The sequence below is a fragment of the Streptomyces sp. IBSNAI002 genome (genome assembly GCF_052244475.1).
Classification (GTDB): Bacteria; Actinomycetota; Actinomycetes; order Streptomycetales; family Streptomycetaceae; genus Streptomyces.
In genome coordinates this window covers 2459364-2480752 of the sequence record NZ_JBQPXG010000002.1, presented here as the reverse complement: position 1 = coordinate 2480752, position 21389 = coordinate 2459364, and the positions used below count along the sequence as shown (strand labels likewise).

The 21389-nt window shown below is 71.2% G+C and carries 20 protein-coding genes; 10 read left to right on the top strand and 10 right to left on the bottom strand.

Annotation, left to right across the window (positions count from 1 at the left end):
* Positions 1-6: 6 nt before the first annotated feature.
* The 5 genes from pgeF to ACTVZO_RS12060 all read left to right on the top strand — a co-directional run bounded on the left by pgeF (position 7) and on the right by ACTVZO_RS12060 (position 3828).
* On the top strand, positions 7-717 hold the full coding sequence (pgeF, locus tag ACTVZO_RS12080) for a peptidoglycan editing factor PgeF (RefSeq protein WP_443303127.1): 711 nt from the start codon (positions 7-9) through the stop codon (positions 715-717).
* Between the two features lie 3 nt (positions 718-720).
* Entirely contained in the window at positions 721-1440 is a 720-nt protein-coding gene (locus ACTVZO_RS12075; RefSeq protein WP_443298379.1) for a YggS family pyridoxal phosphate-dependent enzyme, read from the top strand.
* Between the two features lie 149 nt (positions 1441-1589).
* Entirely contained in the window at positions 1590-2213 is a 624-nt protein-coding gene (locus ACTVZO_RS12070; protein ID WP_384229343.1) for a cell division protein SepF, read from the top strand.
* A 60-nt stretch (positions 2214-2273) separates the two neighbouring features.
* The gene (locus tag ACTVZO_RS12065) at positions 2274-2570 is read left to right on the top strand and encodes a YggT family protein (protein ID WP_007263603.1); all 297 of its coding nucleotides are present in this window, start codon (positions 2274-2276) and stop codon (positions 2568-2570) included.
* Positions 2571-2652: 82 nt separating this feature from the next.
* Positions 2653-3828, top strand: coding sequence for a DivIVA domain-containing protein (locus tag ACTVZO_RS12060; protein WP_443298378.1), 1176 nt, complete (start codon positions 2653-2655; stop codon positions 3826-3828).
* Between the two features lie 538 nt (positions 3829-4366).
* Here ACTVZO_RS12060 and ileS read toward each other — a convergent pair.
* Positions 4367-7525 (bottom strand): isoleucine--tRNA ligase, encoded by a 3159-nt coding sequence (gene ileS, locus ACTVZO_RS12055; RefSeq protein WP_443298377.1) that lies wholly within the window; start codon positions 7523-7525, stop codon positions 4367-4369.
* A gap of 577 nt (positions 7526-8102) precedes the next feature.
* Here ileS and ACTVZO_RS12050 point away from each other — a divergent pair.
* From ACTVZO_RS12050 to ACTVZO_RS12030, 5 genes are all read left to right on the top strand, one after another.
* Positions 8103-8918 (top strand): TraR/DksA family transcriptional regulator, encoded by an 816-nt coding sequence (locus ACTVZO_RS12050; protein WP_443298376.1) that lies wholly within the window; start codon positions 8103-8105, stop codon positions 8916-8918.
* Between the two features lie 109 nt (positions 8919-9027).
* Positions 9028-9591, top strand: coding sequence for a signal peptidase II (gene lspA, locus ACTVZO_RS12045; protein ID WP_443298375.1), 564 nt, complete (start codon positions 9028-9030; stop codon positions 9589-9591).
* Between the two features lie 41 nt (positions 9592-9632).
* Positions 9633-10574 carry an RluA family pseudouridine synthase gene (locus ACTVZO_RS12040; RefSeq protein ID WP_443298374.1) on the top strand — a complete coding sequence of 314 codons (942 nt, stop codon included), beginning with the start codon at positions 9633-9635 and terminating at the stop codon, positions 10572-10574.
* The gene (locus ACTVZO_RS12035; protein WP_443298373.1) at positions 10571-11041 is read left to right on the top strand and encodes a GNAT family N-acetyltransferase; all 471 of its coding nucleotides are present in this window, start codon (positions 10571-10573) and stop codon (positions 11039-11041) included. Before ACTVZO_RS12040 ends, ACTVZO_RS12035 begins: the two co-directional genes overlap by 4 nt.
* 120 nt (positions 11042-11161) lie before the next feature.
* Complete coding sequence (locus ACTVZO_RS12030; protein ID WP_443298372.1) at positions 11162-12748, top strand: Na+/H+ antiporter; 1587 nt, start codon at positions 11162-11164, stop codon at positions 12746-12748.
* A 68-nt stretch (positions 12749-12816) separates the two neighbouring features.
* Here the strand turns inward: ACTVZO_RS12030 and ACTVZO_RS12025 are convergent, their stop codons facing one another.
* The 9 genes from ACTVZO_RS12025 to ACTVZO_RS11985 form a co-directional block, all read right to left on the bottom strand.
* The gene (locus ACTVZO_RS12025; RefSeq protein WP_443298371.1) at positions 12817-13812 is read right to left on the bottom strand and encodes an SDR family NAD(P)-dependent oxidoreductase; all 996 of its coding nucleotides are present in this window, start codon (positions 13810-13812) and stop codon (positions 12817-12819) included.
* A complete protein-coding gene (locus ACTVZO_RS12020) occupies positions 13809-15011 on the bottom strand; it encodes a UDP-N-acetylglucosamine--N-acetylmuramyl-(pentapeptide) pyrophosphoryl-undecaprenol N-acetylglucosamine transferase (RefSeq protein WP_443298370.1) in 1203 nt (400 codons plus the stop codon). Before ACTVZO_RS12020 ends, ACTVZO_RS12025 begins: the two co-directional genes overlap by 4 nt.
* Positions 15012-15156: 145 nt before the next feature.
* Positions 15157-16347 (bottom strand): site-specific integrase, encoded by a 1191-nt coding sequence (locus ACTVZO_RS12015; RefSeq protein ID WP_443298369.1) that lies wholly within the window; start codon positions 16345-16347, stop codon positions 15157-15159.
* A gap of 71 nt (positions 16348-16418) precedes the next feature.
* The gene (locus ACTVZO_RS12010) at positions 16419-16616 is read right to left on the bottom strand and encodes an excisionase family DNA-binding protein (RefSeq protein ID WP_079408054.1); all 198 of its coding nucleotides are present in this window, start codon (positions 16614-16616) and stop codon (positions 16419-16421) included.
* 343 nt (positions 16617-16959) lie between these two features.
* A complete protein-coding gene (locus tag ACTVZO_RS12005; RefSeq protein WP_443298368.1) occupies positions 16960-18501 on the bottom strand; it encodes a YfjI family protein in 1542 nt (513 codons plus the stop codon).
* Positions 18498-18809, bottom strand: a complete 312-nt coding sequence (locus tag ACTVZO_RS12000; RefSeq protein WP_443298367.1) for a hypothetical protein — start codon at positions 18807-18809, stop codon at positions 18498-18500. The genes ACTVZO_RS12005 and ACTVZO_RS12000 overlap by 4 nt, the downstream gene beginning before the upstream one ends.
* Complete coding sequence (locus ACTVZO_RS11995; RefSeq protein ID WP_443298366.1) at positions 18806-19741, bottom strand: bifunctional DNA primase/polymerase; 936 nt, start codon at positions 19739-19741, stop codon at positions 18806-18808. The genes ACTVZO_RS12000 and ACTVZO_RS11995 overlap by 4 nt, the downstream gene beginning before the upstream one ends.
* Before the next feature lie 85 nt (positions 19742-19826).
* Positions 19827-20483: a hypothetical protein gene (locus ACTVZO_RS11990; protein ID WP_443298365.1), complete on the bottom strand. Its 657-nt coding sequence runs from the start codon at positions 20481-20483 to the stop codon at positions 19827-19829.
* A gap of 138 nt (positions 20484-20621) precedes the next feature.
* On the bottom strand, positions 20622-21359 hold the full coding sequence (locus ACTVZO_RS11985; protein WP_443298364.1) for a DNA cytosine methyltransferase: 738 nt from the start codon (positions 21357-21359) through the stop codon (positions 20622-20624).
* Positions 21360-21389: the final 30 nt, after the last annotated feature.

Sequence of the window (21389 nt, the reverse complement as noted above, 5' to 3'; positions counted from 1 at the left end):
CATCACGTGGGCGGCGCCCACTTCGCCTTCACCGACCGGTGGGGCGGAGTGAGCGCCGTTCCGTACGAAGAGCTCAACCTCGGCGGCGCGGTCGGAGACGACCCGGCCGCCGTTCGCGCGAACCGGGCGCGCGCCGCGCGGTCCCTGGGCCTCGACCCGGACCTGGTGGTCTGGATGAACCAGGTGCACGGCCGTGACGTGGCGGTGGTGGACGGGCCGTGGGGTCCGGACGAGACGGTCCCCGCGGTCGACGCGGTGGTGACCGCCCGCCGGGGGCTCGCCCTCGCCGTGCTCACCGCCGACTGCACGCCCGTCCTGCTGGCGGACCCGGTCGCCGGAATCGCCGCGGCCGCCCACGCCGGGCGGCCCGGACTGGTCGCCGGAGTCGTGCCCGCCGCGGTGGAGGCGATGGTCGCCCTCGGCGCCGAGCCCGGGCGGATCGTCGCCCGGACCGGACCCGCGGTCTGCGGCCGCTGTTACGAGGTGCCCGCCGGGATGCGGGACGAGGTGTCCGGCGTGGTGCCGGCCGCCCGGGCCGAGACCGGCTGGGGCACCCCGGCCGTGGACGTGGTCGCCGGGGTGCACGCACAGCTCGCGGAGGCGGGGGTGGCGGATCGCCTCCGATCGGCGGTCTGCACACTGGAGTCGCGGGACCACTTCTCGTACCGCCGCGACCGGGTGACCGGACGGCTCGCCGGATATGTCTGGTTGGAATAGGAAATGACGGACCGTAAGTCGGAGCTCGCGGAGAACCTGGCGCGGGTGCAGGAACGTATCTCGTCCGCGTGCGCGGCCGCGGGACGCAAGCGGGAAGAGGTGACGCTCATCGTGGTCACCAAGACCTATCCCGCGAGCGACGTACGACTCCTGGCGGAGCTGGGCATCCGTCATGTTGCGGAAAACCGTGACCAGGACGCCGCCCCCAAGGCTGCGGCCTGCACGGATCTGCCGCTCAGCTGGCACTTCGTCGGTCAGTTGCAGACGAACAAAGTCCGTTCCGTGGCGGGATACGCGCACGTGGTGCAGTCGGTCGACCGTCTCAGGCTCGTGACCGCCCTCTCCGCGGCCGCCGTGAACGCGGGCCGCGAACTCGGCTGCCTCGTGCAGGTCGCCCTCGACGCCGAGTCGGGCGAACGGGGATCCCGCGGCGGCTCCGCACCCGAGCAGCTCGCCGAGTTGGCGGACCTGGTCGCCGGGGCGCCCGGACTGCGGATCGACGGCGTGATGACCGTCGCCCCGCTGTCCGGTCCGTACGCCGGACGCGAACAGGCGGCTTTCGAGCGGCTGGTGGAATTGTCATCCCGCCTGCGCGCGGACCATCCGGGTGCCACGATGGTGTCGGCCGGGATGAGCACGGATCTGGAACAGGCCGTTGTGGCCGGTGCGACACATGTACGCGTCGGCACTGCGGTACTCGGCGCGAGACCCCGGCTCGGGTAACGTCGCCAAGAAAGTCGGACCACAGCAGAAAATATGGTCATTACCGCTGATGGGCGGGCAGACCACGTGGATCGCGGGCAGTTGGTGACATTCGTGACACAGCAGCACCTGCGACAGGGCGATCCACCACAGAGCGGAGGACTCGGAGAATGGCCGGCGCGATGCGCAAGATGGCGGTCTACCTCGGCCTCGTGGAGGACGACCGGTACGACAACCCGGGGTACGACCCCGACGACGAGTTCGAGCCCGAGCCGGAACCGGAGCGTCCTCGGGACCGGGCCCGGGAACGAGACCGTCAGCCCATGCACCAATCGCCTGTAACGGACGAACCGGTGCGATCGGTGCAGCCTCCGGCGCAGCGGGAGCCCATCCCAATTCCGGTGGAAAACGGACGTCCTGCGCGAATTGCCCCCGTGGCATCCATCACACCTGACCGCACCAACCTGGAGAAGAACGCCCCCGTGATCATGCCCAAGGTCGTCTCCGAGCGGGAGCCGTACCGCATCACGACGCTGCACCCCCGGACCTACAACGAGGCCCGTACCATCGGGGAACACTTCCGTGAGGGCACTCCGGTGATCATGAATCTCACGGAGATGGACGACACCGACGCCAAGCGCCTGGTGGACTTCGCCGCCGGCCTGGTGTTCGGCCTGCACGGCAGTATTGAACGCGTGACACAGAAGGTGTTCCTGCTGTCGCCTGCTAACGTCGATGTAACGGCGGAGGACAAGGCCCGCATCGCGGAGGGCGGGTTCTTCAACCAAAGCTAGACCGATCCGTCAGATACGGGACCGGGAACAGAGCGGGAAACGGGGAGAGGGAAGCGCGGGATGGGCGTCGCACTACAGGTGGTCTACATCGCGCTGATGTGCTTCCTCATCGTGCTGATCTTCCGACTGGTCATGGACTACGTGTTTCAGTTCGCACGTTCATGGGCACCCGGCAAGGCGATGGTGGTGGTCCTGGAGGCCACCTACACTGTTACCGACCCACCGCTCAAGCTTCTCCGGCGGTTCATTCCGCCGTTGCGTCTCGGGGGCGTGGCACTCGACCTGTCCTTCTTCGTTCTGATGATCATCGTTTACATCCTCATCAGCTTCGTGAGCACCGCTGCGAGAAGCGTGTGAACGATGAACTTCTCCGCGCGCGCGGGGACAGTCCCGATACGGTCTTGCCGACTGCCGACGACTACGTAGAGGTGAAGAAGACATGCCGCTGACTCCCGAGGACGTGCGGAACAAGCAGTTCACGACCGTCCGCCTCCGAGAAGGCTATGACGAGGACGAGGTCGATGCCTTCCTCGACGAGGTCGAATCCGAGCTGACGCGCCTGCTGCGCGAGAACGAGGACCTGCGCGCCAAGCTGGCCGCCGCCACGCGTGCCGCCGCGCAGAACCAGCAGCAGCAGGGCATGCGCAAGCCGGAACCCCAGGACCAGCGTGGCCCCGGCGCCCCCGTGCCCGCGACCATATCCGGCCCGCCGCAGCAGCAGCAGCCGCAGATGGGCCCGCCGCAGCTGCCGGGCGGCCAGCCGCAGCTGCCCCCCGGCCCCGGCGGACACGGACCGCAGGGTCCGGGCATGGGCGGCCCCATGCAGCAGCACCCCATGGGCGGACCGCAGGGCATGGGTCAGCAGTCCATGGGCGGCCAGAACCCGCTCGGCCAGCAGATGCAGCCCATGGGCCAGCAGATGCAGCCGATGGGGCAGCAGATGCAGCCCATGGGTCAGCCCATGCACCAGCAGCCGCAGCAGCTCCCGCAGCAGGGCCCCGGTGGCGACAGCGCCGCCCGCGTCCTGTCGCTGGCGCAGCAGACCGCCGACCAGGCGATCGCCGAGGCCCGCTCCGAGGCCAACAAGATCGTCGGCGAGGCCCGGTCGCGCGCCGAGGGCCTGGAGCGGGACGCCCGCGCCAAGGCCGACGCGCTGGAGCGGGACGCGCAGGAGAAGCACCGCGTCGCGATGGGCTCCCTGGAGTCCGCCCGCGCCACGCTGGAGCGCAAGGTCGAGGACCTGCGGGGCTTCGAGCGTGAGTACCGTACGCGACTGAAGTCCTACCTGGAGTCGCAGCTGCGCCAGCTCGAGACCCAGGCCGACGACTCCCTGGCCCCGCCGCGGAACCCGGCCGGTCCGGCGCTCCCGCCGTCGCCGTCCCCCTCGATGGCTCCGGCCGGTGCGATGGGGCACTCCATGGGCGGACCCTCGATGGGCGGCCCGTCCCCCATGGGCGGTCCCTCCCCGATGGGCGGCCCGTCGTACGGCGGCCAGCAGCAGATGTCCCCGGCGATGACCCAGCCGATGGCTCCGGTGCGGCCGGCTGCGCCGCAGCCGATGCAGCAGGCGCCGTCTCCCATGCGGGGCTTCCTGATCGACGAGGACGACAACTAGGCGCCGCCGCGCCAGTCGGCAGTCACGGCCGGGCCCGGTACCCCTTCGGGGGCACCGGGCCCGGCCCGTTTCGCGTGCCCCGGCCGTTGCTCCTCCGTCTGCGGGCCGGCGGCCGCGCCTCAAACGCCGGCGGGGCTGGGTTGGCCCCGCCGGGGCCGGGTTCGGTCGGGTGGGGCGGGGCCCCTCCGGGGGCTCTCCTCGGCTCGGCGCGTGCGGCCCCGTCTCGGCCAGACGGCCCGGGTCGCGCGCTCGTCCTGCGGGGAGCCCCCGGAGTGTCCCCGCCCCACGGCCCCGGCGCGCGGCCGGTGGGGGTGGGGGGTGTCCCCGCAGGACGAGCGCGCGCCACCGGGTACAGCCGAGACCCCGAGTACCGCGCGAGCCGAGGAGACACCCCCCGGCGGCCCCCCGCCCCCACCCCCCGACCGGGGACGACAACCCAGCCCCGCCGGCGTTTGAGGCGCGGCCACCGGCCCGCAGGCGGGGAACGACAACGGCCCGCCCCCCCCGGGAGGGGAAGGGCGGGCCGGTTCGGGGCGGGTTACGCCTTGCGGAGGCGGAAGGTCAGCGACAGGGGCTCGTCCGTGAAGGGCTCGCCGTACGTGGCGTCGGCCTCGCCGGAGGCGAAGTCCGTGGCCAGGACCTCGTCCGAGATCAGGGCCGCGTGGTCGGTCAGGGCCGTCACGACCTCCGGGTCCGCGGCGGACCACCGCAGGGCGATCCGGTCCGCCACGTCGAGGCCGGAGTTCTTCCGGGCCTCCTGGATCAGGCGGATCGCGTCACGCGCCAGGCCCGCGAGCCGCAGCTCGGGGGTGATCTCCAGGTCGAGGGCGACCGTCGCACCGGAGTCGGAGGCCACCGACCAGCCCTCGCGCGGGGTCTCCGTGATGATGACCTCCTCCGGGGTGAGGGTGACCAGCTCGCCGTTCACCTCCACCGAGGCCTCGCCCGAGCGCAGCGCCAGCGACAGCGCCGCCGCGTCGGCCGCGGCCACCGCCTTCGCCACGTCCTGGACGCCCTTGCCGAAGCGCTTGCCCAGCGCGCGGAAATTGGCCTTGGCCGTGGTGTCCACGAGGGAGCCGCCGACCTCGGAGAGCGAGGCCAGGGAGGAGACGTTCAGCTCCTCCGTGATCTGCGAGTGGAGCTCGGGGGAGAGCGACTCGAAGCCCGAGACGGCGACCAGGGCCCGGGAGAGCGGCTGGCGGGTCTTCACGCCCGACTCGGCGCGCGTGGCCCGGCCCAGCTCCACCAGGCGGCGGACCAGCAGCATCTGCTGCGACAGGGCCGCGTCCACCTGGGAGGTGTCCGAGACCGGCCACGAGGACAGGTGCACCGACTCCGGGGCCTCCGGGGTCACCGGGACGATCATGTCCTGCCAGACCCGCTCCGTGATGAAGGGGGTGAGGGGGGCCATGAGGCGGGTCACCGTCTCGACCACGTCGTGCAGGGTCCGCAGGGCCGCGGCGTCGCCCTGCCAGAAGCGGCGGCGCGAGCGGCGGACGTACCAGTTCGACAGGTCGTCGACGAAGGAGGAGAGCAGCTTGCCCGCGCGCTGGGTGTCGTAGGACTCCATCGCATCCGTGACCTCGGCGACGAGGGTGTGGAGTTCGGAGAGGAGCCAGCGGTCGAGGACCGTGCGGTCCGCCGGGGCCGGGTCGGAGGCCGAGGGCGCCCAGTTCGAGGTACGGGCGTACAGCGCCTGGAAGGCGACCGTGTTCCAGTACGTGAGGAGGGTCTTGCGGACGACCTCCTGGATCGTGCCGTGGCCCACGCGGCGGGCCGCCCACGGGGAGCCGCCGGCCGCCATGAACCAGCGCACCGCGTCCGCGCCGTGCTGGTCCATGAGCGGGATCGGCTGGAGGATGTTGCCCAGGTGCTTGGACATCTTGCGGCCGTCCTCGGCGAGGATGTGGCCCAGGCAGACCACGTTCTCGTAGGAGGACTTGTCGAAGACGAGGGTGCCGACCGCCATCAGCGTGTAGAACCAGCCGCGCGTCTGGTCGATGGCCTCCGAGATGAACTGCGCCGGGTAGCGCTTCTCGAAGATCTCCTTGTTCTTGTACGGGTAGCCCCACTGCGCGAACGGCATCGAACCCGAGTCGTACCAGGCGTCGATGACCTCCGGTACGCGGACGGCCTCCAGGGAGCAGCCCTCGTGGGTGCAGGTGAAGGTCACATCGTCGATGTACGGGCGGTGCGGGTCCAGGCCGGAGAGGTCCGTGCCCGTCAGCTCGCCCAGCTCGGCGCGCGAGCCGATGCAGGTGAGGTGGTTCTCCTCGCAGCGCCAGATCGGCAGCGGGGTGCCCCAGTAGCGGTTGCGGGACAGCGCCCAGTCGATGTTGTTGTTCAGCCAGTCGCCGAAGCGGCCCTGCTTGACGGAGTCCGGGAACCAGTTGGTCTTCTCGTTCTCCCGCAGCATCGCGTCCTTGACGGCGGTGGTGCGGACGTACCAGGACGGCTGCGCGTAGTAGAGCAGGGCCGTGTGGCAGCGCCAGCAGTGCGGGTAGCTGTGCTCGTAGGCGATGTGCCTGAAGAGCAGGCCGCGCGCGTCGAGGTCGGCGGTCAGCTTCTCGTCGGCCTTCTTGAAGAAGACGCCGCCGACCAGCGGGACCTCCTCCTCGAAGGTGCCGTCGGGGCGGACCGGGTTCACGACCGGCAGGCCGTACGCGCGGCAGACGGCGAGGTCGTCGGCGCCGAAGGCGGGGGACTGGTGGACCAGACCCGTGCCGTCCTCGGTCGTGACGTACTCGGCGTTGACGACGTAGTGGGCCTCGGCCGGGAATTCGACGAGCTCGAAGGGGCGCTGGTAGGTCCAGCGCTCCATCTCCTTGCCCGTGAAGGTCTCGCCGGTGGCCTCCCAGCCCTCGCCGAGGGACTTCTCCAGCAGCGGCGCTGCGACGACCAGCCTCTCGGAGTCCTCGGCGCCGGTACGGCGCGCCACGACGTAGGTGACGTCCGGGTGCGCGGCGACCGCCGTGTTGGACACCAGGGTCCACGGGGTCGTCGTCCAGACCAGCAGCGCCGCCTCGCCCGCGAGGGGGCCGGAGGTCAGCGGGAAGCGGACGAAGACCGAGGGGTCGACGACCGTCTCGTAGCCCTGGGCCAGCTCGTGGTCGGAGAGGCCGGTGCCGCAGCGGGGGCACCAGGGGGCGACGCGGTGGTCCTGGGTGAGCAGGCCCTTGTTGAAGATCTCCTTCAGCGACCACCACACGGACTCGACGTACTCGGGGTCCATCGTGCGGTAGGCGTCGTCCAGGTCGACCCAGTAGCCCATCCGGGTCGTGAGGTCGGCGAACGCGTCGGTGTGGCGGGTCACGGACTCGCGGCACTTGGCGTTGAACTCGGCGATGCCGTACGCCTCGATGTCCTGCTTGCCGTTGAAGCCGAGCTCCTTCTCGACGGCGAGCTCGACGGGCAGGCCGTGGCAGTCCCAGCCGGCCTTGCGGGCCACGTGGTAGCCGCGCATGGTGCGGAACCGGGGGAAGACGTCCTTGAAGACGCGGGCCTCGATGTGGTGCGCGCCGGGCATGCCGTTCGCGGTCGGCGGGCCCTCGTAGAAGACCCACTCGGGGCGGCCCTCGGACTGCTCCAGGGTCTTGGCGAAGGTCTTGCTCTCGCGCCAGAAGTCGAGGACTGCGTGCTCGAGGGCGGGCAGGTCGACCTGGGCGGGGACCGGGCGGTACTGCGGCGGTGTGGTCATGAGGCTGAACTCTTCCTCCGGCGGGATGTCACGTCCGTCCGGAGGGACGAGAGCGCTGCGGCTCCCGCGGTACCACCCTCCTTGGCCGCCGGACGGATCCGGTGGCCCCCTCATTGGGGTGCGAAGCCGGTTCTACGGGCCCTACGGGGATCCGTACGGGCTTTCTTCCGGCGGCTCCGGGGTGATCCTTCACATCGCGCTCGCCCCCGGGCTCTCACCGTCCCCGGGTCGCTCCTGGCTGCGTCCGACGCTACTCGTCCCCATCCATGCCTTTCGCTGGGCCCAGTGTACGGGGCCCGGGGGCGCTCGGCAGACCGGTTTACGGGCGCCCGCGCGGGGGGCGGCGGGCACGGCGTGGCGGGGGCGCGGGAGGGCCGCCCGGGTGACCCGAACGGGCCTACGCGCCGGTACGGACTCCCGTGGGGCCTGTGGGGCGGATTACCGGGCCTGCGGATGGGCACAACGGATGCAGGTTGACCTCGATGGATGCGTGCCCCGTTGCCGCGGGGCTGGAGCCGATTTATCGTTCCGGCACGATTCGCGAGCAATGATCACAGTATGTGAAGGGGCCGCGGCCATGGTGGCGAAGAAGACCGCCGGTACTGCCGGAGAGGCGCTGGCCGAAGCACCCGTGAAGAAGGCGCCGGCCAAGAAGGCGGCTGCCAAGGCGGCGGCCGAGAAGACGTCCTCGAGGAAGGCGCCGGCGAAGAAGGAGCCGGCGCCCGCGAAGGCGTCCGCGAAGAAGGCGGCCGCCGCCGTGGCGGCGGCCGCGCACGAGACGCCGTCCAAGGAGGCGAGCACCGTCAAGAAGGCGACTGCCGTCGCGAAGCGGCAGGCCGCGGCCAAATCGGCCGGGGCCGAGGGGGCGGCGCAGGCCGCGAAGAAGACGGGAGTCGGAAAAGTGGTTGCCAAGAAGAGCACCGGTACGGCGAGGAAGACGGCCGCGGCCGCGACCAGCGGGCTGCCCAAGGCGAGGGTCACGGCGGCCACCACGCCCGGCGAGCTCGCCGTACGGCCCGGGGAGGACCCCTGGACCCAGGGAGAGGTCGACGAGGCCCGCAGCGAGCTGATGAGCGAGGTGCTCAGACTGCGCGCCGAGCTCGACGCCTCGGAGGTGGCCATCTCGGGCCTGATGCGGGACTCGGGTGACGGCGCGGGCGACGACCAGGCCGACACCGGCACCAAGAACATCACGCGGGAGTCGGAGCTGGCCCTCGCGGCGAACGCCACCTCGATGCTCGAGCAGACCGAGCGGGCCCTGGAGCGCCTGGAGGCGGGCACGTACGGGATCTGCGAGAACTGCGGGAAGCCCATCGGCAAGGCCAGGATGCAGGCCTTCCCGCGGGCCACGCTGTGCGTGGACTGCAAGCAGAAGCAGGAGCGCCGGCACTAGGCCGTCGCGCAGCGCCCGGGGGGTAGGCGGCAGGCGGGTGCCCTGACGTACTCTCGTGTCTCGTCAGGGTCCAGCAGGAGCCTGGTCCGAACCAGTTCGAGGGACTCACGTGGCAGAGGCGGAGCGCATCATCGGTACGCCGGACGTCGGGGACGACAGCCAGCCGGAGTCCGCCGGGCAGCCCCATGGGCGCCGGCGGATCGCGGCCCTGCTGGTCGTGGCCCTCCTCGCGTACCTGCTGGATCTCGGCAGCAAGATGCTGGTCGTGGCGAAGCTGGAGCACCAGCCTCCGATCGAGATCATCGGCGACCTGCTGCGGTTCGAGGCGGTCCGCAACGCCGGTGCGGCCTTCGGCTTCGGCGAGGCGTTCACGATCATCTTCACCTTCATCGCGGCCACCGTGATCGTGGTGATCGTGCGGCTGGCGCGCAAGCTCTACAGCCTGCCGTGGGCGATCGCGCTGGGCCTGCTGCTCGGCGGAGCGCTGGGCAATCTCACCGACCGGATCTTCCGCTCGCCGGGCGTGTTCCGCGGTGCGGTCGTCGACTTCATCGCGCCGTCCCACTTCGCCGTCTTCAACCTCGCCGACTCGGCGATCGTGTGCGGCGGCATCCTGATCGTTCTGCTGTCGTTCCGCGGGCTGGACCCGGACGGCACCGTCCATAAGGACTGATCGCGGGAAAGCCGCACTGCCGAGTCCTGCATACTCGACAGGTGAGTACGATTCCCGAGATCCGCACCCTGCCCGTTCCCGATGGCCTCGAGGGCGAGCGCGTCGACGCCGCCATCGCCCGTATGTTCGGATTTTCCCGGACGAAGGCGGCCGAACTCGCGGCCGAGGGGAAGGTGTCGGTCGACGGCAGTGTCGTCGGGAAGTCCGAGCGCGTGCACGGTGGCGCCTGGCTCGAAGTCGAGATGCCCGCGCCGCTGCGGCCGGTCGAGGTCGTCGCCGAGCCCGTCCCCGGCATGGAGATCGTCCATGACGACGACGACATCGTCGTCATCATGAAGCCGGTCGGCGTCGCCGCCCACCCGAGCCCCGGCTGGACCGGCACCACCGTCATCGGCGGCCTCGCCGCCGCCGGCTACCGGATCTCGACCTCCGGCGCGTCCGAGCGCCAGGGCATCGTGCACCGCCTCGACGTCGGCACGTCCGGCCTGATGGCCGTCGCCAAGTCGGAGCGGGCGTACACCTCGCTGAAGAACCAGTTCCGCGAGCGGGTCGTGGACAAGCGCTACCACGCGCTGGTGCAGGGCCACCCGGACCCGATGAGCGGCACGATCGACGCGCCGATCGGCCGGCATCCCAGCGCGGACTACAAGTGGGCCGTGGTCCAGGACGGCAAGGCGTCGGTCACCCACTACGACCTGATCGAGGCCTTCCGGGCCGCCTCGCTGCTGGACATCAAGCTGGAGACCGGGCGCACGCACCAGATCCGCGTGCACATGTCCGCGCACCGGCACCCCTGCGTCGGCGACCTGACGTACGGCGCCGACCCGACGGTCGCGAAGCGGCTGGGCCTGACCCGGCAGTGGCTGCACGCGGTGCGGCTGGGCTTCGAGCACCCGTCGGACGGCCAGTGGGTGGAGTTCGAGAGCACCTACCCGGCGGACCTCCAGCACGCGCTGGACGTGATCCGGGCCGAGAGCGAGTGACCGACGCGGCCTTCTCGGTCCGGGTGGCCTCGGACGAGGCCGATACGGCGGCCCGCCTCGAGGTCCGGACCGAGGTGTTCGTCGTCGAGCAGTCCGTGCCGGAGTCGGTCGAGTACGACGCGTACGACGCGGACGCGGTGCACGTACTGGCCGTTGCGGCGGACGGGGCGGCCCTGGGCACCGGCCGGCTGCTGCACGGGACCGCGGCCCGGGCCAAAACGGGCGACCCGGCGGTCGGCTCGCTGGGACGGCTGGCCGTGCGCAAGACCGCGCGCGGGCTGGGCGTCGGCGTCGCGCTCGTCCGCGCGATCGAGGCGGAGGCGGTCCGGCTGGGGCTGACGGCCGTGGACCTGGGCGCGCAGACGCATGCGGTCGGCTTCTACGAGCGGCTCGGATACGTGGCGTACGGCCCGGAATTCCGGGAGGCGGGCATTCCCCACCGCGCGATGCGGCGACCCCTGCCCTAGGGGGTGTCTGACGGATGCCCGCGGCGTCGCGACGCCGCGGGCATCCGTCAGACACCCCCTGGCCCGGGCCGGCGCCCGCGCCTTCCCACGCCGGCGCCGGCGGGCTGCGAAGGTGGGGGAGTGGATCAGCTTGCTCTGCTGTTCGTGCTTCTGCTCGGGGCCGTGATCACGGTGCCGCTCGGGGACCGGCTCGGGCTGCCCGCGCCCGTGCTCATGACCCTCGGCGGAGCCACCCTCGCCTGGGTGCCGGCCGTGCCCAACGTGGACATCCCGCCCGAGTTCATCCTGCCGCTGGTGCTGCCGCCGCTGCTGTACGCCTCCGTGCAGCGGACCTCCTGGCGGCAGTTCGCGGCCAACATCCGGCCGATCCTGCTGCTCGCCGTGGCCCTGGTGTTCGTCACGACCGCGGCCGTCGCCGCCACCGCGCACGCCGTCGTGCCCGGGCTGCCCATCGCCGCCGCCGTCGCGCTCGGCGCGCTCGTCGCCCCGCCCGACCCCGTCGCCGCCACCGCCGTGGCCGGATCGCTCGGGCTGCCCCGGCGCATGGTGTCGATCCTGGAGGGCGAGGGGCTCTTCAACGACGTGACGGCGATCGTGCTGTACCACGTGGCCATCGCCGCCGCCGTCAGCGGGACCTTCTCCTGGCCGGCCGCGCTCGGCGAGTTCGTGCTGTCCGCGGTCGTCGCCGTGGCCGTCGGGCTCGCCCTCGGCTGGGCCGCCCACCGGCTGATGGGGCTGCTGGGAGACGCCACGCTGCAGATCGGGCTGACGCTGCTCGTGCCGTTCGTGGCCTACGTCCTGGCCGAGGAGCTGCAGGGCTCGGGGGTGCTGGCCGTGCTGACGACCGCGCTCTTCCTGGCCGAGTACGCGAACGACGCCGACGACGTGCTGGGGCGGCTCGCCGGGCACACCTTCTGGGAGGTCGTCGACACGCTGGTCACGGGGGTGGCGTTCGGGCTGATCGGCCTGGAGCTGCACAACGTGTTCGGCACGGCGCGCGGACGCGAGTGGGAGATGGCCGGGTGGGCGGCGGCCGTGATCGGGGTGGTGGTCGGCGTACGGCTGTTCTGGCTGCTGCCGGCCGGCTGGCTCGCCAGGAAGCTGCACACGCGGCGCGACTACGCGGAGGAGATCCCGCTGAGCTGGCGGGAGAGCGTCGTCATGTGGTGGGCCGGGATGCGGGGCGTGGCCTCCGTGGCGCTGGCCATCGCGATCCCCCTGCGCACGGAGGCGGGCGAGCCGTTCCCGGCGCGGGACGAGATCGTCTTCATCGCCTTCGCCGTGATCATGGCGACGCTGGTCCTGCAGGGCCTGACCCTGCCGTGGCTGGTGCGCAGGCTCGGGGTGGAGGCCGACTCGGACGCGGACAAGGAGATCGAGCGGCAGCTGGCGATCCGCGCCGCGAAGGCCGCGAAGCGGCGGCTGAAGGAGATCGAGGAGGTGGAGGACCTCCCCGAGGACCTGGTGGAGACGCTGTACCGGCGCGCGTACGACGTGGGGGCCCGGATCAGCCCCGACATGGTGGACGAGGAGCGGCGGGAGGCCTACGTACAGCGGGTGGCGCGGATCCGGGACATCCAGCGGATCCAGCGCGAGATGATGTCGGCCGCCCGCCACGAGGTGCTCTCCGCCCGCAGCGAACCCGGCGCCGATCCGGAGATCGTCGACCGGGTGCTGCGGTACCTGGACGTGCGGAGCCTGCGGTAACAGACCTTGTGGGGGGCTGGGGGGTCTGGCGGATGTCCGCGACGCCGCGGACATCCGCCAGACAGCCCCTAGACCTGGTAGCGGTCCGGGGCGAAGAGCGCGAGGTTCGCCGCGATCCAGTCCGAGGTGCGGCGCAGGCCCTCGGCGAGGGAGACCTCCGGCTTCCAGCCCGCCCAGTCGCGGGCACGGGAGTTGTCGGACAGGAGCCGGTGGACCTCGCTGCCCGAGGGGCGCAGCCGGGAGGGGTCCACGACGACCTCCGCGTCCCGGCCCGAGGCGGCGATCAGCGCCTGCGCGAGGTCGCCGACGGAGATCTCCTCGCCGGTGCCGAGGTTGACCACCTCGCCCAGTGCCCGGTCGCACTCCGCCACCGCCAGGAAGCCGGCGGCGGTGTCCGTCACGTACGTGAAGTCCCGGGTCGGGGTGAGCGAGCCCAGGCGGATCTCCCGGGAGCCGGCGTGCAGCTGGGCCAGGATCGTGGGGATCACCGCGCGCGCCGACTGGCGGGGCCCGTACGTGTTGAACGGGCGCACCACCGTCACCGGCAGCTCGAAGGCGTGGTGGAAGGAGAGCGCCATCATGTCCGCGCCGATCTTCGACGCCGAGTACGGGGACTGGGGCTGGAGCGGGTGGCTCTCGGAGATGGGCGCGGTGAGCGCCGTGCCGTAGACCTCGCTGGTGGAGGTGTGCACGAGGCGGCGGACGCGGTGGCGGCGGCAGGCCTCCGCCACGTTCTCCGTGCCCGTCACGTTCGTCTGCACGTATGCGCCCGGGGAGGCGTAGCTGTACGGGATGCCGATCAGCGCCGCCAGGTGGAAGACGGTGTCGCAGCCCGCCACCGCGTCGCTGACCCGGCCCGCGTCGCGGATGTCGCCCGCCCACATCTCCACCGGGCCGTCCGGGTCGGCGAGGTAGCGCGCCAGGTGGCCCTTCTCCGCGTACGGCTTGTAGTGCACGAAGGCACGGACCCGTGCGCCCCGGGACACCAGCAGGTCCACCAGCGTCGAGCCGATGAAGCCCTCGGCTCCGGTGACGAGGACGGTGCGGTCGGTCCAGTTGTTCATATGCGCTCCAGCGTGGGGAGGGGGAGGGGGAGGGGGAGGCCGGCCACGCGCAGGACCTCGGCGGCCAGCAGTTCGGCGGCCCGCGCGTGCGGGCCGGGGTCGGCGGCGCCGGCCATCGACGCCAGCCGGGCCGGATCGGCCAGCAGCGGGCCGATGAGCGAGGCGAGCCGTTCGGCAGTGGTCTCGGCATCGGGCAGCAGCAGTCCGGCGCCCGCGTCGGACAGCACCCGGGCGTTGTGGGTCTGGTGGTCGCCCGGGGCGTACGGGTAGGGGACGAGCACGGCCGGGACCCCGGTCGCCGCCAGCTCCGCGACGGTCGCCGAACCGGCCCGGCACACGACCAGGTCGGCGGCCGCGTACACGAGGTCCATCCGGTCCAGGTACGGCAGGGCCCGCGCGATGCGCTGCCCGCCGGACGCGGTGAGCTCGGCGACGGTGTCCGCCAGCGCCGCCGGACCCGTCTTGACCAGCAGCTGTACGTCGTCCCGGTGCTGCCACAGCCCGGCCAGCGCGGCGGCGGCCCGGGTCAGGCGGACCGCGCCCAGGCTGCCGCCGTTGAAGACGACCAGGCGGCGCCCCCCGGGCACGCCCAGGGCCCGCCGCGCCTCGGCGCGCAGCGCCGCCCGGTCCGGTCCGGAGAGTTCCGCGAGCGCGGACAGGGCGGCGGAGATCGGCATTCCGGTGGTCAGCGCCCGCTCCCCGCCCGAAAGGTGGCCCCGGCTGCGGTCGAAGGCCACCGCGACGTGCGGGGTGAGACGGGCGGCGAACTGGTTGGCACGGCCCGGCACCGCGTTGGACTCGTGGATCACGGCGGGCAGCCCGGCCAGCCGCGCCCCGAGGACGGCGGGCGCACTGGGGTAGCCGCCCATGCCGACGGCCACGTGCGCGCCCTGCGCCCGGATCACCGACCGGGCCTGGTGCGCCGATCGCAGCAGCGCCGCGGGCAGCAGGTAGCGCTTCGCGCCCAGCGCCGGGTCGAAGGGGATCATGTCGACGGTGTGCAGGCGGTAGCCGGCACCCGGGATCAGCTCGGTCTCCAGGCCCCGCTCGGTCCCGATGAACGAGACCACGGCGCCGGGGACGGCCGCGCGCAGCGCCTCGGCGAGGGCGAGCCCCGGATAGATGTGCCCGCCGGTGCCGCCCGCACCGATCACGACGGAGGGGGCCGCGGGTGTGTGTCGAGTGCTTCGAGTGGTCATGGCCGCACACTCCCGGTGCGCCCTAAGAAGGTTCTAAGAGCCGTTCCTGCGCCCGCAGCAGATAGCCACAGGTCAAGGCCTCACTACCGCCCCGCGTCCGCCCGAGGGAGCCAATCCGGGAGCCACGAGCCGTAAGCGGACCGTCTTACGGCGCTTCAGCGTCGCCGTCGTGAGCACGGCCGAAGATCTCGTCCATCGCCTCGGCACCTTCGGTGATAACAGGCCGGATCTGCTTGCGGTACACGCGTTCCGTTGTGTTGCTTCCGTTGTGTCCGACCAGCCGGGAGATCGCTTCGATGGGAACCCCGTGGTCGGAGAGCAGGGACACGAAACTCGTCCTCAGTTCCCGGGTCGTCCAATCTCCCGGATTGCTGAACCCGGCATCCTTCAGTAGCGAGCGCAGGTTGATGCGCACGCTGCTGGCGGCCATCACACGGCCTTGGCCCTCCCTCGACGGAAAGACCAGGCCCTGCTCGGTCCAGGTCTTGCCAGCGGCCTTGAACTTGGCCTGCTGCCGATCCCGGTGCCCCTCCAGCACTTCCACCGCCTGCTTCGGCATGGCCAGGGACCGCCGGCTCTTCCGTGTCTTCGTGTCCCCGGTCCTTCGCACGGACCGCCACACGTCAATGTGCGGCTTGCTGCCGTCGTCCGGCGCGGTGTGGACGTGGGCCCAGGTCAAAGGACGCGTCTCCTCCGGCCGCGTCCCCACCAGGAGCGACAAGACCACGTACACGTGGATCCACTTCCCTTCCTTGGCGCTGAGCAACGCAGTTGCCTGCTCCAGGGTCAGGGACTTGCTGGGCCGGCCGGGCCGTCCTTCCGGCACCGCGACCAACTCGGCAACGTTGCGTGCTGCCCGGCCGCGCCTCTGCGCATGTGTAATGGACCGCCGCAGGACTGAAAGCAGCAGCCGCAGCGAACTGGTGGCCAGTACCTCGGCCTTCTCGTCAAGCCAGTCGTCCAGTGTGTCCGCCTCCAACACGCGCACCTTGGCCGCGCCGAGGGACGGGTAGATGTGCGTTGCGGCCAGGTACTGGTAGGTCTCCAAGCTCTTGGGTGCCCTGCCTTTGAGGCCCTGCGCGAGCCAGGTCTCCACGGCCTGCTTCACGGTGTAGTGGGCGGGCGCCTTGGCTCCCTGTTCGAGCTCCTTGCGGAGCTCCCGCAGCTTCCGCCGCACCTCGGTCTTCGTCTTGCCGGATACCTTGGGGCGGTGGCGCTTCCCCGCCGGGGTGTAGCCCAGCGAAACGGCGCCGATGAAGCGCTCCTTGGACTTGTCCCAGTAGATCGAGTCCTCGCCGTTGGCAGCCTTACGGCCCGGCACGCTCTCCTTGTCCATCTGGCACCTTTCAAGCATGAAAGCGGGGCCGCACCGGCATCGGTGCGGCCCCGTGTTGGGTTTGGTTGTTGCTACGCGGCGGCCTGGGCTTCGCGCTTGAGGAGTTCGACGTACTCGTCGACGTACTCGGTGGGGACGAGTCGGCGTCGGCCGACGCGGACCGTCCGCAGGCGTCCGAGCCTGATCTCCTCGAATGCTGTGGAGCGGCCGAAGTTGAGGAGCTCCGCTGCTTCCTCGACGCTGTGCAGCCGTCTCTCGGGTACGACCATCAGTGCCACGTGGTGACGTTCCTTCCGGTCCATGAGAGGTCAGTCGGGCGATGCCAGCCCTGCCGGAGGGCTGGAATCGCTGACAGAACTGACAGAACCTCGCCGCATGGCTCCTGACCTGTGGTTTTGTCGTGTTCGGACTGCGTGACAAAACCTCAAAAAACTCTGACAGAACCTCGAAAACCTAGGTTCTGTCAGACCGGACGGCTCGCCCCGCGGCGAGGTTTTTGGAGTTCTGTCAGAGTTTCCGGAGGTTTTGTCAGAGCTCCGAAAGTGCTCGTTTCCGCAGATCAGGGGCCTAGTCGGGAGGTTCTGTCAGTTCTGTCAGCGGGTTGGGGGGTTTTCAGGCGGCGGGGGTGATGCGGGGGTGGGTCTCGTAGCGGGGGGAGGGCGGTCGGCCGCCGCGTGTGGTGCGGGGTGGCGGGGGCTGCTGGCGGATCCAGCCGTGTTCCTCGAGGAGGTCGAGGGCGGGGTCGAGGTCGCTCATGGCGGGGAACTCGCTGCGGGGCATCGCGCGGAAGAGGTCGCGTTTGGTGAAGGTGGCGGTGCGGGTCTCGGTCAGGTGGGTCAGGACGGTGTGGGCGGCTTCCTGGGCGGGGTCGGCCTTCATGGCGTTGAAGACGTCGAGGGCGTGGGCGGTGTAGTAGTCCCCGAGTCGGGTGGCGGCGGCCATGGTGGCGGCGGTGATGGGCCGGGTCCAGGCGTCCTCGGGGTGGGTGGCGAGGTGGAGGAGGCCTGCGATGCGGGCGACGGCGCCGTCGCGCTTGCTGGCCCAGTTCACGATCGGCGCCAGGGGTCCGTCCTTGCGGAGGCGGGCTTCGGTGACGCGCTGGTAGGCCAGGAGGACGGCGTCGGCCTCCGGGGTGAGGGTGAGCGTTGTGGTCTCGGTCCAGGCCGCGAGGGTCAGGGCCAGCCCCCCGAGCGTTTGGGCGTAGGTGGTTGCGGTGTCGGGGTGGAGGAGTTCGGGGGTGAGGTTGCGGTAGCCGACGAGGGATTCGGGCTTGGAGTAGAGGAAGCGGGCGAGGAGGCCGCGGCCGTCGGCGCCTTTGATCTGTCCGATGGAGTCCAGGACGTCCGGCTGTACGGCGAGGCCCATGGTGATGGCGGGGTTCTCGATGTGCTGGGCGTCTCGGGCCTGGCGGTTGACGCGGGCCATGTCGCCGGCGTGGCCCTTGAGGAAGATCCCCATGTTCGGGACGCCGGAGTACCGTCCGGCGATGATCTCGAAGATCTCACCCTCGGGGGACAGGATCGCGATCCGTCCGTCCTGCTGTGCGAGGAGGCTGGTCAGGCTTTCGGCGGTGATGTCGTCCGCGACGAGCTGCGGCTCGACCGGGATGACGGCGCGCTCGGCTGCCTCCGCTAGGGAGATGGCCTGGGCGGTCAGCCCTGCCAGCTTCTCGGGATCGGCGTTGGCGGCGAGTTTCTCGGCCTTCTCGGCCGCGGCTTTCGCGATCCGGGCGGAGGCCGCGGCTTCGGCCCGCTGGGGTGCGGTGAGGTCGATGAGGGCCTTCTCGGCGGCGAGGAGGGGTTTGGTCATGAGGCCGAACACGGCGCTCTTGCGGTTGCCGGGCGGGAGAGCGACGGCGGTGTAGAGGTTGACGGGTTCGCTCCACTGCCCGCGCACGGTCACGGTGAGGCGTCCGCCGGCGGCGGTGCCGATGACGGCCAGTGCGAGACATCCGGCGAGGTCGACGGGCGTCTGCGTCTCCTCCGCGACTCCGGCCGTCATGGCGGCGAGCCAGTGGGGCAGGGCGTCCACGGGGAAGGCCGGGAGCGGTCCGCGCGGGTTGAGAGGGACGGGCTCGTCCCACCCGGGCCCGCCGAAGTCCTCCGGGGTCATCTGGTCGAACCCCTCCCACAGCTCGGGGTCGTGCGTGGTCATGCGGCTTCCCTTCGCCGGGTGAGACGGGGGCAGGTGGTGCGGTGCTGTTCGTGGTCGGCGATGAGCGCGAGGGCCCGGGCGCGGCCGGCGGCGAAGATGTCCCGGCCGCATGAGCACCAGGAGCGCACGCTGGGGCTGGCGCCGTAGGAGGGCGGGGCGACGGTGTGGAGCCAGGCCACCGGCCGCCGCCCGTCGTCCGCGAGTGGGTCAGGGAGAACGGATGAAGGGACGCCTTCGGCGACGGCTTTCGGCGCGCCACTGCCGTTCGGGGCGGGGGCCGGTTCGGCGGGGCTGGGGCGGTCGGTCACGATGTCCTCACCAGGACGGCGCCGAATCCGTTGTTGACGGCCCGCTCGGCGTACGCCTCGGGGACGTCTACGGAGACGGCTGCGTCGATGATGTGCCGGGCGAGGATTTCCAGGCCGCAGGGGCCGGGGCAGGTGGTGTGCTGGTTGGCGAGGAAGCGGGCGACGCCGTAGGCCTGGGATCCGGCGCCCTCGTCGCGGCAGGCGGTGATCCTGGCGAGCCCGCGTTCCAGTCCGGTGCGGATGAAGGTGTCGGTGTGGCGACAGCCGGTGGCAACCGATCGGTCCCAGGTGGCACGAGTAGGAGACGAAGAGTCCACCTCCCCTCGCCCGGGGTGGGTGGACTCTTCCCTGACGACCAGCGCGCGGACGGTGTCCGGCAGGACGGTGATGGTGCCGGTTCCGGTGCTGATCCAGCGGGCGTAGGACATCAGGGACTTGATGTCCACGCCGGGCCGGACCCCGTTGGCGGACTGCATGGCGCCCCGGTAGACCCAGTGTTCACCGCGGGTGGTCGCTACGGTCTTGGTCGCGGGGAGGGCCTGGCGGGCCCAGGCGACCGCTTCAGTGTTGTCGAGGTCCACGACAGTCAGCCCGGCCCCGCCAGCGTGGTAGGCGACGCCTCCGGCCTGGCGCCAGGCACGGGCCCACGCGGGAGAGGTGAGGACGGCCGGGTCAGTGGTGGCCGCGGCCCAGGCGTGGCAAGGGGCGGGGCACTGGCAAGGGCCGGCGAACTTCATGTTCGGGCGGTCCCCGCACCGGCAGGGCCCAGCGGCCTTGCTGCTGGTGCAGGCGTGGCAGTTCCCCACGGGGAGCTTGCTCGCGCGCAGGGGCAGGACTGGCAGTCCGACCTCGGCGAGCCAGAGCGCGGTACGCAGGTGGGCAGGTAAGGCCGGACGGCTGGGGTCTCGCGGGAAGTCGGTGGGGTGGGTCATGCTGGGTACCTCCACAGATCTGTTGATGGGTTGTGGACGAGGGCGGCCCCGGACTTTGGCGAGACGGGGGCCGCCCTCGGCGTAGCTAGCCCCGGTGCCCGTGTCGGGGTTCGAGGAGCGTGAAGGTGAGCGCGGATTCGGCGATCTGGCCGTACAGGAACGCCGCGTCGGGGAAGCCTTCGAGGTCTTCGAGGGTGTCCGCGATGTTGAAGCCGTCGGGGAAGTCGTGTTCGTCGAGGCCGATGCAGTCCCAGAGGTTGCCGAGGCGTTCCAGCTCCCTGCGGGCGTGCTCGAAGCGCTGGTGTCCGCTCCAGCGGTCCAGGCCCTTGAACGCGGGCGGGACGGGGAGCAGCTCGTCGGGGATGGCGGTTCGGCCGTCGGGCTTGCGTCCCAGTTCCACGAGCGGGGGCTGCTGGCCGTCGAGGACGCGGTGGATGGCCCAGGCGGCGCCGTAGGCGTATGCGGCGGCCGTGTTGTCGCAGAGCTCGGTCATGCGGCGCTCGTGCGCCCGGTGGGATGCGCCGATCTCGAACAGCGCCCGGTCGTGCGGCCTGTCCGGTACGCCGGACTGCCGGCCGGGGATGGTGATGGCGCCGTCGACGGGTCGGAGCCGGTCGGGGTTGTATTGCTCGCTGGCGGCCTGCGCGGCCCGGTGGGCGATGCGGGCCTCGCGGGCGGCAGCGCCGAGAGCGGACACGCTGTCGGTCAAGGTCTCGAACCACGGCATCGCGGTGCGGGGCATTGGGTACTCCTCAGTGGTTGTTGAGGGCCGGTGGCGGCCGGGACGTGGGTGAGGGCAGCCCGGACTTCGCCGAGATGGGGCCCTCGCTGTGCTCAGTGGCAGGTGTGGTCGCTGTGGGTTTCGCTGTCTGCGCGCGGGTCAGGCGGCTGTGAGGCCGGGCATGGGCGGGCAGATACACCTGTTGGTGCAGTCGCGCCAGTGGGCGCCCCATTGGCTGAGGGTGATCCACTGCTCGCCGATCCACTGGGTGTAGGCCGGCGGGATCGCTTCGGTCAGTTCCTCGTGGATGTCGGTCCAGTCGATGCCGAGCGCTGCCTGCATTTCAGGGACGTCGCCTTTGCCCCCGCCTTTGCCATAGGCGGCGATGTAGGGGCCGTCGCGGTAGACGCCGTGGCGCCAGCCGCGGACCGGGCCACGGTGCCTGCGGTGGACCGGCTTGGGGGTTGCGCAGTACCAGCCGATCTCGAACTGTCGGTGGCGGATGACTCCGAGCCCGAACATTTCGCCGCACAGGACGATGTCCCTGCGGACCTCGCTGCCCGGCACGTTCTCGATCACGTAGGGCACGCCGTACCACTCGCACAGTGCGCGGACCTCGGGGATGAGGTTGACGTACGTACGCCCCTGGTTCGTGCCCTTGGTGAGGGTGCACTGCGACTGACACGGCGGAGAGGCATGCACCAGATCGAAGTCCTGGACGATCTCCCGGAAGCAGTCAAGAGCATCGCCTTCGATGAACTTGAACGGGTAGTTCGGGCGGGGCTGGAGGTCGCAGCCGACGACGTCGAAGCCTGCACGGTGGTAGCCCATGCCTGCCCCTCCAGCGCCACAGAACAGGTCGAGGACTTGCGGCCTGCGGGGACCAAGTGGACGCATGCCAGGCCTTTCGAGCGCTGGGATGGCGGA